The sequence below is a fragment of the Burkholderia humptydooensis genome, assembly GCF_001513745.1.
Taxonomy (GTDB): Bacteria; Pseudomonadota; Gammaproteobacteria; order Burkholderiales; family Burkholderiaceae; genus Burkholderia; species Burkholderia humptydooensis.
In genome coordinates this window covers 2,359,614-2,372,131 of record NZ_CP013380.1, presented here as the reverse complement: position 1 = coordinate 2,372,131, position 12,518 = coordinate 2,359,614, and the positions used below count along the sequence as shown (strand labels likewise).

General features: G+C 70.0%; 12 protein-coding genes. 10 read left to right on the top strand and 2 right to left on the bottom strand.

All coding sequences use genetic code 11. The features are described from left to right. The first annotated feature begins 6 nt into the window (after positions 1 to 6). The 9 genes from AQ610_RS10670 to AQ610_RS10630 all read left to right on the top strand — a co-directional run bounded on the left by AQ610_RS10670 (position 7) and on the right by AQ610_RS10630 (position 10,021). Positions 7 to 1,245 (top strand): fimbrial protein, encoded by a 1,239-nt coding sequence (locus tag AQ610_RS10670; RefSeq protein WP_043282581.1) that lies wholly within the window; start codon positions 7 to 9, stop codon positions 1,243 to 1,245. A 3-nt stretch (positions 1,246 to 1,248) separates the two neighbouring features. Beyond that, complete coding sequence (locus tag AQ610_RS10665; RefSeq protein ID WP_006026556.1) at positions 1,249 to 2,589, top strand: TadA family conjugal transfer-associated ATPase; 1,341 nt, start codon at positions 1,249 to 1,251, stop codon at positions 2,587 to 2,589. After that, positions 2,582 to 3,577 (top strand): type II secretion system F family protein, encoded by a 996-nt coding sequence (locus tag AQ610_RS10660; protein WP_059213566.1) that lies wholly within the window; start codon positions 2,582 to 2,584, stop codon positions 3,575 to 3,577. Before AQ610_RS10665 ends, AQ610_RS10660 begins: the two co-directional genes overlap by 8 nt. Before the next feature lie 5 nt (positions 3,578 to 3,582). Continuing rightward, a complete protein-coding gene (locus tag AQ610_RS10655) occupies positions 3,583 to 4,602 on the top strand; it encodes a type II secretion system F family protein (RefSeq protein ID WP_043282663.1) in 1,020 nt (339 codons plus the stop codon). A 36-nt stretch (positions 4,603 to 4,638) separates the two neighbouring features. Then, a complete protein-coding gene (locus AQ610_RS10650) occupies positions 4,639 to 5,583 on the top strand; it encodes a tetratricopeptide repeat protein (protein WP_043282582.1) in 945 nt (314 codons plus the stop codon). Positions 5,584 to 5,604: 21 nt separating this feature from the next. After that, complete coding sequence (locus AQ610_RS10645; RefSeq protein ID WP_006026560.1) at positions 5,605 to 5,994, top strand: DUF3613 domain-containing protein; 390 nt, start codon at positions 5,605 to 5,607, stop codon at positions 5,992 to 5,994. Between the two features lie 8 nt (positions 5,995 to 6,002). Next, on the top strand, positions 6,003 to 7,814 hold the full coding sequence (locus tag AQ610_RS10640; protein WP_043282664.1) for a TadG family pilus assembly protein: 1,812 nt from the start codon (positions 6,003 to 6,005) through the stop codon (positions 7,812 to 7,814). Positions 7,815 to 7,830: 16 nt separating this feature from the next. After that, on the top strand, positions 7,831 to 9,222 hold the full coding sequence (locus AQ610_RS10635) for a sigma 54-interacting transcriptional regulator (RefSeq protein WP_006026562.1): 1,392 nt from the start codon (positions 7,831 to 7,833) through the stop codon (positions 9,220 to 9,222). Positions 9,223 to 9,310: 88 nt separating this feature from the next. After that, positions 9,311 to 10,021 (top strand): DUF2968 domain-containing protein, encoded by a 711-nt coding sequence (locus AQ610_RS10630; RefSeq protein WP_006026563.1) that lies wholly within the window; start codon positions 9,311 to 9,313, stop codon positions 10,019 to 10,021. A 164-nt stretch (positions 10,022 to 10,185) separates the two neighbouring features. Here the strand turns inward: AQ610_RS10630 and hfq are convergent, their stop codons facing one another. After that, positions 10,186 to 10,782, bottom strand: coding sequence for an RNA chaperone Hfq (gene hfq, locus AQ610_RS10625; protein ID WP_006026564.1), 597 nt, complete (start codon positions 10,780 to 10,782; stop codon positions 10,186 to 10,188). A 310-nt stretch (positions 10,783 to 11,092) separates the two neighbouring features. Here hfq and AQ610_RS10620 point away from each other — a divergent pair, with 310 nt between their 5' ends. Beyond that, positions 11,093 to 11,371 (top strand): PXPV repeat protein, encoded by a 279-nt coding sequence (locus AQ610_RS10620; protein ID WP_015600364.1) that lies wholly within the window; start codon positions 11,093 to 11,095, stop codon positions 11,369 to 11,371. Between the two features lie 136 nt (positions 11,372 to 11,507). Here AQ610_RS10620 and AQ610_RS10615 read toward each other — a convergent pair whose 3' ends face one another. Further along, positions 11,508 to 12,485 carry a DUF1571 domain-containing protein gene (locus AQ610_RS10615; RefSeq protein ID WP_043282666.1) on the bottom strand — a complete coding sequence of 326 codons (978 nt, stop codon included), beginning with the start codon at positions 12,483 to 12,485 and terminating at the stop codon, positions 11,508 to 11,510. Positions 12,486 to 12,518 lie beyond the last annotated feature (33 nt).

Genomic DNA, 12,518 nt, shown 5'->3' with positions numbered 1-12,518 from the left:
ATCACCATGAACGCGAGAACACAATCCTTGGCTGAGCCCGCCGTCACCGACTACTTCGTCTGCGCGTCGCCTCACGGCGAGCACGTGCGCTGGCTCGCGCAGACGCTCGTCTCGGCGGGCGCGGTCGAGTCCGCGCCGCTCGAGCCGGCGGCGCTCGCGCAGCGGATCGCCGGGCTCAACCCGGTGCTCGTCTTCGTCGATTTCTCGGGCGGCCGCGCGCAGGCGGCGAGCGCCGCGGCGGCCGCGGTGCGGGTGTCGCATCCGGGGCTGCCGGTCGTCGCGCTCGGCTCGCTCGGCGAGCCGGAAAGCGCGCTCGCCGCGCTGCGCGCGGGCGTGCGCGACTTCATCGATTTCTCCGCGCCCGCCGAGGACGCGCTCAGGATCACGCGCGGGCTGCTCGATCACGTCGGCGATCAGCCGAGCCGCCATGGCCGGCTGATCGCGCTGCTCGGCGCGCGCGCCGGAATGGGCGCGAGCACGCTCGCCGCGAACCTGTCGGTGCTGGTGCAAAAGCGCTCGGCCGCGCTCGGCCGCCAGACGGCGCTCGTCGATCTCGGGCTGCCGGCGGGCGACGGCGCGCTGTTCCTGAACACGCGCTGCGAATTCGATTTCGTCGAGGCGGTGCGCAACCTGCGCCGCTTCGACCGGACCTTCGTGAACACGGCGCTCGCGCGCCATGCGAGCGGCGTCGCGCTGACGTCGCTGCCGCCGAACCTGGCCGGGCTGCGCGATGTGTCGTACGCGTCGTGCGTCGGCCTGCTGAACCGCCTGCGCGCGTTCTTCGACTGCCAGATCGTCGACCTGGGCGGCTTCTCGAACCGCGACTTCGTCGCGCAGACCGCGAACGCGGCCGACGAATCGTGGCTCTTGTGCGACCAGGGCGTCGCGTCCGTCGTGTCGGCCGCCGAGCTGCTGGAATCGCTGCGCGACGCGGGCGTCGACACGGACAACGTGCGCCTCGTCGTGAACCAGTACGATCCGGCGCTCGGTCTCGCGCCCGCGCAGATCGCCGAGCGCCTCGGCCTCGCGCTCGCCGCGACGCTGCCGTCGCGGCGCGTGCCGATCGGGCATGCGGCCAATCAAGGCAAGCTGATCGTCGACGCGGCCGAGCGCGATCCCTACGTGCGCGCGCTCGAGCCGCTCGTCGAACGCGCGACGGGCGGCACGGGGGCCGCCGCGCCGCGCCCGGCGGGCGGCTTTTCCGCGCTCAGGCGCTTCATTCAACCCACCTCCAAGCGGTCGTAAGAGATGGCACACGACATTCAATTTGCCGACGGGGCGACGCCGTTCTCGCAAACGCAGCAGTTTCACGACATCAAGAACGCCGCGCACGAGCACCTTCTGACGCGCATCGAGGAGCTGGGCGCGGAGTTCGGGCGCTGGTCGCGGCAGGCGATCAACCAGTTCGTCGATCTCGAGATCGACAGCTTCGTGCGGCTGCGCCGCATTCCGCTCAACGAGAACGAAGTGCGTGCGGTCGCGCAGGCGCTGACGAAGGAGCTCGCGGGCTTCGGCCCGATCGAGGACCTGCTCGCCGATCCGCACGTCGAGGACATCCTGATCAACGGCTACAGCGACGTCTACGTGTCGAAGCACGGAATCCTGACGAAGCTGCCCGTGCGCTTCACCGACAACGCACACCTGCTGCGCATCGTGCGGCGCATTCTCGCGCCGATCGGCCGCCGGCTCGACGAGTCGAATCCGATGGTCGACGCGCGGCTGCCGGACGGCGGGCGCGTGAACGTCGTGATCGAGCCGCTGTCGATCGACGGCCCGGTCGTGTCGATCCGCAAGTTCCGCAAGGACCCGCTGAAGCCCGCCGATCTGCTCGCGAACGGCACGTTCAACGACGAGATCGGCGCGCTGCTCGAAGCCGCGGTCGCCGCGCGCTGCAACATCCTCGTGTCGGGCGGCACGAGCTCCGGCAAGACGTCGCTTCTGAACGCGCTCGCGTTCCACATTCCCGAAGTCGAGCGCGTCGTGACGATCGAGGACACGGCCGAGCTGTCGCTCAACCACCCGCATGTGGTGCGGCTCGAGAGCCGGCCGGGCGGCTTCGACGGCACGGGCGTCGTGTCGATCCGCGACCTGCTGCGCAACACGCTGCGGATGCGCCCGGACCGGATCATCGTCGGCGAAGTGCGCGGCGGCGAAGTGCTCGAGATGATGCAGGCGATGAATACCGGTCACGACGGCTCGATGGGCACGATCCACGCGAGCTCGCCGCGCGAGTGCCTGTACCGCCTCGAGATGCTCGCCGGCTTCGCGGGCTTCCAGGGCACCGAATCGAGCCTGCGCCGGCAGATCGCGAACGCGGTCGATTTCATCGTGCAGATCGGGCGGCTGTCGAACGGGCGGCGGCGCATCCTGTCGGTCACCGAGGTGACGGGGCTGTCCGACAACATCATCGCGACGCAGGAGCTCTATCGCTACGAGCCGCGCGTGAACGCGGACGGCGACGAGACCGACGCGTGGGAATCGCTCGGCATCCATCCGCATTCGCCGAAGCTCGCGCGCTTCAGGCAGGCGCTCGCGGGCGGCGGCTTCGGCGGCGAGCCGTACGGCCGCGGCGGGGGCTTCAATGTCTAGCGCGGCGCTCTGGGCGCTCGCGCTCGCGCTGCTGTGCGTCGCCGGGGCGCTCGCACTGTGGCGGCGCGGCGCGGCGAACAAGGGGCGCGCGCACGCGGCGCGCTACATCGACAGCCGGCTCGAGCCCGGCGCGCGCCCGGGCGCGCCGCCGAAGATGCCGGCCGCAGCCGAGCCGAAGCGCGCGGCGGCGGTGCCGGCGGCGGGCGCGCCCGCGGCGAAGCCCGCCGAGGGCCTCGCGCGCTGGCGCGAACGCGCGGCCGATGCGTGGCTGAACGTGTCGAACCGCGCGGGCGTGTCCGAGATTCGCACGCCGCTCATCGCGCTCGTTGCGGCGACGGCCGTCGCGACGCTGTGGGCGGGCCTGCGCGGCGGGCTGCTCGCCGCCGTCGCGGCGTTCGTCGCGGGCGCGACGCTCGTGGTCTTCTGGCTCGTGTCGCGGATGCAGAAGCGGCGGCTGCGGATCGTTCGCCAGTTGCCGTCGTTCCTCGACGGCATCGTGCGCCTCGTCACGCTCGGCAACAGCGTGCCTGCGGCGTTCCAGGCGACGCTGCAGACGACCGAGGCGCCGCTGCGCGGCTGCCTCGACCACGTGTCGCGGATGCTGCGCTCGGGCGTCGAGATCGATCGCGCGATGGTCTATGTCGCAACGCTCTACCGGATCAAGGAGTTCGAGCTCGTCGGTTCGGTGCTGCGGCTGTCCGTCAAGTACGGCGGCCGCGCCGACGTGATGCTCGACCGGATGGCCGTCTTCATGCGCGACCTCGAGCAGGCAGAGCGTGAGCTCGTCGCGATGTCGGCGGAGACGCGGCTGTCGGCGTGGGTGCTCGGCGCGCTGCCCGTGGGCATCGGCAGCTTCGTGATCGCGACGAATCCGAAGTATTTCAGCGCGATGTGGCTCGATCCGATGGGCCGCCAGCTCGTGTATCTCGCGTTCATCCTGCAAGTCGCCGGCGGCTACTGGCTGTACCGGCTCGCCCGATTGAGGTGATCACGATGGACCCCAGCCGTCTTGGCGCAATCGCGCTCGTCCTCGGCTCAATCGGCGTGCTGATGCTCGCCGGGCTCGCGATCATGCAGGCCGTGCTCGCGCGGCGCACCGGCCGCACGCTCGCGGACGCGCTCGACCAGCGCGCCGCTGCGCTCGAGGCGGCCGCCGCGCGTGCGGCGGCGGGTGCGGCGTCGGCTGTCGGCGCGGCGCGCGCGAGCGCCGCGGACGCGGCGCCGGACGAGTGCCGTCCGCGCTTCGCGACGCTGCTCGATCGCGCCGGCAAGTTCGGGATGCGCCTGCTCGACACGCGGCTCGGCAAGCAGATCGTCGCCGAAGAAGACCGGATGCTGCTCGAGCAGTGCGGCTACGTCGACGCGCACACGCGCGGCGTCTTCCTGAGCGCGCGGATCGCGTGCGCGATCGCGCTGCCCGCCGCCGTCGCGCTCGCCGGCGGCGAGACGGTCCGCACGCATCTGACCGCCTGGGTCGCGCTCTGCGTCATCGCCGGCTTCATGCTGCCGAAGATCTACGTGCGCCGCCGCGCGGCGGCGCGCCGCCAGTCCGTCGTCGACGAGATGCCGCTGCTCGTCGACATGCTGCGGCTGTTGCAGGGCGTCGGGCTGTCGCTCGACCAGAGCATCCAGGTCGTCACGAACGACTTCAAGGGGATGCTGCCCGTGCTGTCGTCGGAGCTCGGGATCGCGCAGCGGCAGTTCGTCGCGGGGCGCACGCGCGAGCAGTCGCTGCAGCGCCTCGCGACGAGCTTTGACAACGAGGATCTGCGCGCGATCGTGCGCCTGCTGATCCAGGTCGACAAGCACGGCGGCGCGGTGCAGGAGCCGCTCAAGCAGTTCGGCGACCGGCTGCGCGAAGTGCGTCGCGCGATGCTGCGCGAGCGGATCGGCCGCCTCACGGTGAAGATGACGGGCGTGATGATTCTCACGCTGCTGCCCGCGCTCTTCATCGTGACCGCGGGGCCGGGGATGCTCGCCGTCACGCACGCGCTCACGGCCGCGCGCCGCTAGCCGCGTTTGCCGCCGCGCAACGAAGGAAGGAACGACATGAGACGAAGCAGCTTTTCACCGATGACGACGGCGGCGCTCGCGGCGCTTGCGCTGTCGCTCGCCGCGTGCGGGGCGTTCAAGGAGTCGGGCTACGGGATCGGCGCGCAGGCCGAGCGCGCGGCGCTGATGCAGGCCGCGGCCGACAGGAACGCGACGCCCGACACGCCCGGCATGTATCTCGGCCTCATCGGCCGGATGCAGTCGCAGGGGCTCCATTACGCGTCGCTCGCGCACATCGACGCTTACGAGAAGCAGTACGGCGCGTCGCCGGACACGATCCTGCTGCGCGCGGACGCGCTGCGCGCAACCGACCAGCCGGCCGCGAGCACGGTCGCGTACAGGCAGTTGCTCGGCACGCCGCTTGCCGCGCGCGGCTATCGCGGGCTCGGTTTGCTGGCCGGCGCGTCGGGCGATTTCGACGCCGCGTCGCAGGCGCTCGCGCAGGCGAGCGCGCTCGCGCCGACCGATTCGCTGACGCTGTCCGATCTCGCGTATGCGCGGATGCGCAGCGGCGATGTCGGGGGCGCGCGCGTGCCGTTGATGAAGGCGGCGGAGCTCGACCAGAACAATCCGAAGATCCTCAGCAATCTCGCGCTCTTTCTGCTCGCGACGGGGCAGACGCGCGACGCGCTCGGCCTGATGAACCAACTGAAGCTCGCGCCCGCGGTACGCACGGAAATTCGCAACGACGCGACGAAGATCGCGGCCGCGTCGCGCGCGCGGCAGCGGGCGCTCGCGCGCCCGGGCGCGCCGGGCGCGGCCGCTGCCGCGGGCATGGCGATCGCCGCGAACGCGGCGGCGGGCGGCGCGGCGGGTTCGAGCGGCGAGGCGGCGGCCAGCAGGGGCGCCGTGGCCGTCGCGGCCGCGCCCGCGCCCGTCGCGGCCGCCACGGCGCCGGCGTTCGAGCCGACGGTGCCGCTCTTGCAGCGATTTTCGCAATGACAGACGTGATACGGAGTCGACATGACGACGCATGACCATACCCAGACCGCCGCTGCCCGCTCCGGGCGCGGCCGCGCGCTTTGCGCGGCGACGCTCGCGCTCGCGGCCGTGCTCGCGTGCGCGGCGGGCGCCGCCCGCGCGCAATCGTCGCAGCCGCAGCCGCAACACGACGCGCCGCCCGCATCGGAAATCGGCCACGCGTCACAGACATGGTTTGCGTTGCAGGCCAGCAACCGCGAGGCGGCGCCGGCGCAGCCGATGATCGGCGAGGCGGCGTCGCTCGCGTACGCGCGCTATCTCGAGTCGTTCAAGACGAAGATCCCGGCGTTCTACGGATCGGCCGCGGGCATGAGCGGAGGAGGAGGTGGTGGCGCGGACTATCTCCTCACGCCGGCGTCGCGTTCGCAGTGAGCGATCGCATGCCATTGGCCCGCCGTCGCGCCGAGCATCGGCCTTCCGCCCGCGGACGCGCGGCGATCGCGCGCGAGCGCGGCTCGTTCGCGGTCGTCGCGGCGATCTGGATGCTCGTCGCGATCGCCGCGCTCGGCGCGGTCGACATCGGCAACGTGTTCTTCGTGCGCCGCGACTTGCAGCGGGTCGCCGACGTGGCCGCGCTCGCCGGCGCGCAGAGAATGGACGATCGATGCGCGCAGCCGAACGCGGCCGCCGCCGCGAACGCGAGCTCGAACGGCTTCGATCCGTCGGCGGGCGGCAACACGCTGACGGTCGCGTGCGGGCGCTGGGACACGCAAAGCAACGCGGGGCCGAGCTACTTCAACACGGCGTCGACGCCGCTCAACGCGGTGCAGGTGACGGCGACGCAGACCGTGCCGTATTTCTTCCTCGGCCCGTCGCGCACGGTGAGCGCGACGTCGACCGCGAAGGCGACCAACGTCGACCAGTTCACGATCGGCACGACGCTCGCGAGCTTGCAGGGCGGCCTCGTGAACGGCGTGCTCAATGCGCTGCTCGGCACGAATCTGGGCCTGAGCGCGCTGTCGTACCAGGCGCTCGCGTCGACGCAGATCAAGGTCGGCGACCTGATGGCGGCCGCGAACGTGCTGACCGTCAACGAACTGCTCGCGACGCGGGTGACGGCGGGGCAGTTCGTCGATCTGATGCTGACCGCGCTGTCGCGCACGCAAGTCGTGAACGCGAACCTGCAGGCGAGCGTCGCCGCGCTGCAGGCGATCGCCGGCGCGAATCCCGGCGGCGGGAAATTCAGCCTCGGCGGCCAGTCGGGCGGGCCCGGCGTGTTCGCGCTCGGGCTGTCCGACACGCAGGCGGCCGCCGACGCGAAGATCGACGTGCTCGATGCGCTGATGGTCGCGGCCGAGGTGGCGGCGGCGGGCAAGCCGGCCGTCGACGTCGCGACGAAGCTGCAGCTCGCGGCGGGCCAGGGTGCGACGCTGAAGCTGCAGGTCATCGAGCCGCCGACGATCGTGATCGGCGAGGCGGGAACGGACCCGAAGACGGGGGCGTGGCGCACGCAGGCGAACAATGCGCAGATCCGGTTGTATGTGAAAGTGAGTCTCGGCACCACGGGGCTGTCGCCCACCGGCGCGCTGTTGCCGCTTGCGCCGCTCGTGAGCCTCGTGCAGAACCTGATACAGGTCGATCTGAGCCTGCCGATCGCGCTGCAGGTCGCGACGGGCTCCGCGTGGCTGCAGTCGACGAGTTGCGCTGCAACCGCCGCAGCGAGCCGCGCGACGATCGTCGTGCAGCCGGGCCTCGCGAACCTGTGCGTGGGCAACCCGCCGACGGATCTTTCCGCGCAGCAGACGTTCGCCTGCGACGCGCCTGCGACGATTGCATCGATCGGCCTGGCGAACGCGCCGCTCCTGCAGGTCAAGTCGGCCGTCGCGCTGCCGGCGGTCGTGCCGAAGGCCAGCGCCGCGACGCTCACGTTCAACGGCGTGACGGGCGACGCCGACGATTATCAGACGACGAATTCGAACGCGGTGGGCTCGGTGATCTCGAACGCGCTGTCGGGCGCCGCGCAATCGCTGACGGGGCCGAACGGCCTCACGCTCTATGTGCTGCAAATGCCGGTGCCCGTCGGCGATGCGCTGGGGCCGGTGGTCTCCGTGCTGCTGAACCTGCTCGGCCCCGTGCTGGGCTCGCTCGACCAGGTCGTCGTGCCGCTTTTGAACCTGCTCGGCGTGCAGCTCGGCGCGGCGACGGTTCACAACCTGGCGCTGACCTGCGGCGCCGCGCAAACGGTTTATTGAAGATTCACGCATAACGATGAGAAACACGAACGCAATCGAAGGACTCGACCTGTACGTCTGGGAGGGCAAGGCCGACATCGTCGACCGGGTCGCGCGCTGCATGTCGAGCTTCGACGTCGAAGTGATCCGCGCGGACAACGAGGCGCTGTCGCCCGATCGAACCGCGATGCGGCCGTCGCTCGCGATCATCAGCGTGTCGATGATCGAGAGCGGCGCGGCGTTCCTGCGCACCTGGCAGGCGGACATCGGCATGCCGGTGGTCTGGGTCGGCGCGGCGCGCGATCACGATCCGTCGCAGTATCCGCCCGAGTATTCGCACATCCTGCCGCTCGATTTCACGTGCGCGGAACTGCGCGGCATGATCTCGAAGCTCGCGGTGCAACTGCGCGCGCATGCGGCGAAAACGCTCGAGCCGAGCACGCTCGTCGCGCATTCGGACTGCATGCAGGCGCTGCTGCAGGAAGTCGACACGTTTGCCGACTGCGACACGAACGTGCTGCTGCACGGCGAGACGGGCGTCGGCAAGGAGCGGGTCGCGCAACTGCTGCACGAGAAGCACTCGCGCTATTGCATGGGGGAGTTCGTGCCCGTCAACTGCGGCGCGATTCCGGACGGCCTGTTCGAGTCGCTCTTCTTCGGGCACGCGAAGGGCTCGTTCACGGGCGCGGTCGGCACGCACAAGGGCTACTTCGAGCAGGCGGCGGGCGGCACGCTCTTTCTCGACGAAGTGGGCGACCTGCCGCTCTACCAGCAGGTGAAGCTGCTGCGCGTGCTCGAGGACGGCGCGGTGCTGCGCATCGGCGCAACCGCGCCCGTCAAGGTGGACTTCCGGCTCGTCGCGGCGAGCAACAAGAAACTGCCGCTGCTCGTCAAGGACGGCTTGTTCAGGGCGGACCTGTATTACCGGCTCGCGGTGATCGAGTTGAGCATTCCGTCGCTCGAGGAGCGCGGGCCCGTCGACAAGATCGCGCTCTTCAAATCGTTCGTCGCGTCGGTCGTCGGCGAGGATCGGCTCGCCGCGCTGCCGGAGCTGCCTTACTGGCTTGCCGAGGCGGTCGCCGATTCGTACTTCCCGGGCAACGTGCGCGAGCTGCGCAACCTGGCCGAGCGCGTCGGCGTGACGGTGCGGCAGACGGGCGGCTGGGACACGGCGCGGCTGCAGCGGCTCGTCGCGCGCGCGCGCAGCGCCGCGCAGCCGGTGCCGGCGGAGAGCGCGCCCGACGTGTTCGCCGATCGCAGCAAGTGGGACATGGCCGAGCGCAACCGCGTGATCGCCGCGCTTGACGCCAACGGTTGGCGTCGGCAGGATACCGCGCAGCATCTCGGGATCAGCCGCAAGGTGCTGTGGGAAAAGATGCGCAAATACCAGATTTTCGACGAGGAGCCTGAGGCACGGGAAAGCGAATGAAAAAGGGCTGCGACGCAGCCGACGAACATGCATTCGAAAAACTACAACACTTCGAAGCAGGAAAAACAGAATGAGCCACATACGGGGAATGGGGCGCCTCTTCGTCGCGATCGCGGCGGCGGGCGGCCTCTGCGGCGCGCATGCGCAGGCATTGGAAGGCGAAGGCGGCGCTGCGTCGCCGGCGTTGACGGCATCCGCGGCGGCGGCGCCGGGCGTCTCGGCGCCGGCCGTCGTCAATCTGTCGGCGCCCGGCGGCGCGCCGGCGGCGGCCGCGAGCGCGGATGCGAACGGCAGGAGCACGATCGACGAGCTGCAGCGCCAGATTCAGGCGCGCGAGCTGACCGAAATGCGCACGACGTACAACGGGAGCTACGGCGCGAGCTTGCTGCTCAACATCCAGGAAGGCACGTATTTTGTCGCGCTGTTCCAGCAAAGGGCGTTCTGGCGCGTGATCAGGACGGCGAGCGAGGCGCGCGCGGAAGCGGTCTACCGCGATTTCGCGAAGCAATCCGAGACGCTCGCGGTCAATGAACTGCAGGCCGCGAAGCTCGAATCGCAGAAAGTGCAGACCGATCGGCAGATCGCCGCCGTGCAGGAGCGGGCGAGCCGGCTGCAGGCGGATCTGAGCATCGCGCGCGAGCAGCGCGAGGCCGTCGCGAGCCGGCAGAAGGACAAGCTCGACGAGGCGGCCGCGCTGCGGGAGCAGAAGAGCGAGCGGCAGGATCAACTGCGCAAGCTGCAGCAGCAGGTTCGTTCGTTGCAGCGGCAAGCCGACGCAGGATTGCCGAAGATGCGGTGATCGCACCACGGATGGGGCGGGATCGGACGGTCCCGCTTCGCGCAGGCCCCGGGATTCGCCGTGGCGCGGGCTCGCGAGGCTGGGGCCTGTTCACGCCGGAACGGGCCTGAGACAAAAAAGGGCAAGCCGGTGATGGCTTGCCCTTTCGATTTGGCGGGGCCGGTTTATTGGCCGTCGGTCGGACCGAGCGAACGGCGGCGGCGCGTGACGATCACGGGGCCGTTGCCGTTGCGCTCCTGCGTGCCGGAGGGCGCCGATGCGCCTTCTTGCGGCGCGCCGTAAGACTCGCGGGGCTCGCGCGGTTCGCGCGCGCCATAGCCGCCGTCGCCGCGGGGTTCGCGCGAGCCGTAGCCGCCGTCGCCGCGCGGTTCGCGGGAGCCATAGCCGCCATCGCCGCGCGATTCGCGAGCGCCATAGCCGCCGCCTTCGCCGCGCGGGCCGCCGTGCGAGCCGTACGGACCGTGACCGCCACCTTCGCGGCCGCCGGGGCGACCGCCGCCGCCGTGGGGGCCGCCCGCGCGCGGGCCGCGGCCGCCGCCCGGACGGGAGCCGCCCGTGTCGAGCTGGATCGTCGAGATGGCGCGTTTATAGATGCCTTGCAGGCCGACGGGCGTGCGCAGCATCACCAGGTACTGGTCGAACGACTCGATGCATCCCGTCAGGCGAATACCGTTGACGAGATAAATTTCGACGCGCTTGCGTTCCTTGCGCGCGGCATTGATGAAGTCGTTTTGCGGATGGGATTCTGCAGGATTGGCCATTAAAAAGCGGCAGGTGCCGGCGTCAATTAAGAGTTATGCGTTTCGCCGCATGCGAACTTACACAGCGTTTGGCGGGATTTTACCCTGTTCGAACCCGATGCGCGCGCGAGCGTTTGTGTCCAACCGTTACCCACTATAGACGGTCCCGCGCGTTTGCGCGATCCGTCCGATCGGCCAATGCGCGTTGGCGCGCATTTTCGTTACGTCGGGTTACAGGTCTCGCACGGCCGTTGCACCTGCCGCCGCGCAGGTCCGATAGAGTGCGTGCAGAAGGCCGGCCATGCCGGCGAAACGAGGTGAGGTGACGAACATGAAAAAGTTACTGACGAGCACGATGCTGGGCGTCGCGGCGCTCATGGCATCGGGCGCCGCGACGGCGGGCGGTGTCGATCTGTCGATCGGCGTCGGCGTGCCTGTCGCGCCGGTGTATGTGGCGCCGGAACCCGTCTATGTCGCGCCGCAGCCCGCGGTCGTCGGCTACCCGGCGTACTACGGCGGCTGGCGCGGCGACGATGACGAAGACTACTGGAAGCACTATCGCAAGCACTGGCGCAAGTGGCACCGCCATCACGACGACGATGACGATTGACCACGCGATCCGGCCTGCCGCCGCGGCGGGCCCGTCGCGCCGCCGCAACGAAAAAAACGCCGCGCGGGCCGTGATGGTCCGCGCGGCGTTTTTCATCGCAGCCCGCCGCCGCCGTTCATGACACGGCGATGACGAATCAGAATGTGTAATCGGGATTCTTCGGATCGAACGCCGTTTCGTCGAGCGATTTCGGCGTGATCTTCTCGAACACGACCTTCTCGAACAGGCGCCCGTCGTTGTCGTACGATTCGACGGTTCGGAAGTACGGCTGCCGCAAGTCGAGCCCGAGCGTTTCCTTCTTCGCGTAGAACTGCGGCCGGCCGCCGGGCGTCTCGTAGGTGAGGGCGACGACGCGCACGCCCTTGATCGTCTTCGCCTCGACGTGCGTCGGCTTCAGCACGCCCGCGTCGCGGTACTTCTTCGCCTCGCTCAGGAACAGGTTCGCGACGAACTCGGTGCCGAGATCGCGCACCTGGTGATTCGATTGCGCGCGCGCGAGCGTGCCGTCGACGGCCGTCCACATCGGCAGCTTGCCGAGCAGGCCGCCCAGGTGGCCGTACATTTCGTCGGCGCGCTTCGTCGAATCGTAGATCACTTCCTGGCCCGAATGCGCGCCGTCCGGCAGCCACTTCGCGTAGACGCGCAGCGGGCCGCGCGTCACCTTGACGAACATGTGGTCGGGCGTATCCGGCCATTTGCCGCTGATGCGCTCCTGGCGCAGCATCGTGAATTGGTACGACGGATGGCCGATCGGTCCCGCCGCGACGTAATCCGGCACGGTCTGCGGATCGAGCGACTCGAAGAGCGCTGTGAGCGTCGCGTCGTCGAGCTTTTCGAGCGTGCCCTGACGCGCGGCCGTGCGCAGCCAGCGCGCCTGCTGGTCGGCGGGCAGCTTCGCGACCTTCGCGAGCTCGGGCGGCAGCGCCGCGCCCGGCGCGCCGGGTTCGACGGCGGCGCTCGCCTCGGCGTCGGCCTGCGCGTGCGCGGCGCCTTGGCCGAGCACGAGCACGGGCACGAGCGAGAGCGCGGCCACGGCCGACGCGGCGGCGAGACGGCGCCGTGCGAATCGTGTTCGCGACGACGAAGACGGGTGTTGTGGTGACGCGTACGACATGCATTCCTCCCAGAACGCGATCAAGAATCCTGT

Bases quoted from the DNA above. Each gene is read 5' to 3' on its own strand.
- AQ610_RS10670 (WP_043282581.1), top strand. From the start codon at position 7: ATGAACGCGAGAACACAATCCTTGGCTGAGCCCGCCGTCACCGACTAC.
- AQ610_RS10665 (WP_006026556.1), top strand. From the start codon at position 1,249: ATGGCACACGACATTCAATTTGCCGACGGGGCGACGCCGTTCTCGCAA.
- AQ610_RS10660 (WP_059213566.1), top strand. From the start codon at position 2,582: ATGTCTAGCGCGGCGCTCTGGGCGCTCGCGCTCGCGCTGCTGTGCGTC.
- AQ610_RS10655 (WP_043282663.1), top strand. From the start codon at position 3,583: ATGGACCCCAGCCGTCTTGGCGCAATCGCGCTCGTCCTCGGCTCAATC.
- AQ610_RS10650 (WP_043282582.1), top strand. From the start codon at position 4,639: ATGAGACGAAGCAGCTTTTCACCGATGACGACGGCGGCGCTCGCGGCG.
- AQ610_RS10645 (WP_006026560.1), top strand. From the start codon at position 5,605: ATGACGACGCATGACCATACCCAGACCGCCGCTGCCCGCTCCGGGCGC.
- AQ610_RS10640 (WP_043282664.1), top strand. From the start codon at position 6,003: ATGCCATTGGCCCGCCGTCGCGCCGAGCATCGGCCTTCCGCCCGCGGA.
- AQ610_RS10635 (WP_006026562.1), top strand. From the start codon at position 7,831: ATGAGAAACACGAACGCAATCGAAGGACTCGACCTGTACGTCTGGGAG.
- AQ610_RS10630 (WP_006026563.1), top strand. From the start codon at position 9,311: ATGGGGCGCCTCTTCGTCGCGATCGCGGCGGCGGGCGGCCTCTGCGGC.
- hfq (WP_006026564.1), bottom strand. From the start codon at position 10,782: ATGGCCAATCCTGCAGAATCCCATCCGCAAAACGACTTCATCAATGCC.
- AQ610_RS10620 (WP_015600364.1), top strand. From the start codon at position 11,093: ATGAAAAAGTTACTGACGAGCACGATGCTGGGCGTCGCGGCGCTCATG.
- AQ610_RS10615 (WP_043282666.1), bottom strand. From the start codon at position 12,485: ATGTCGTACGCGTCACCACAACACCCGTCTTCGTCGTCGCGAACACGA.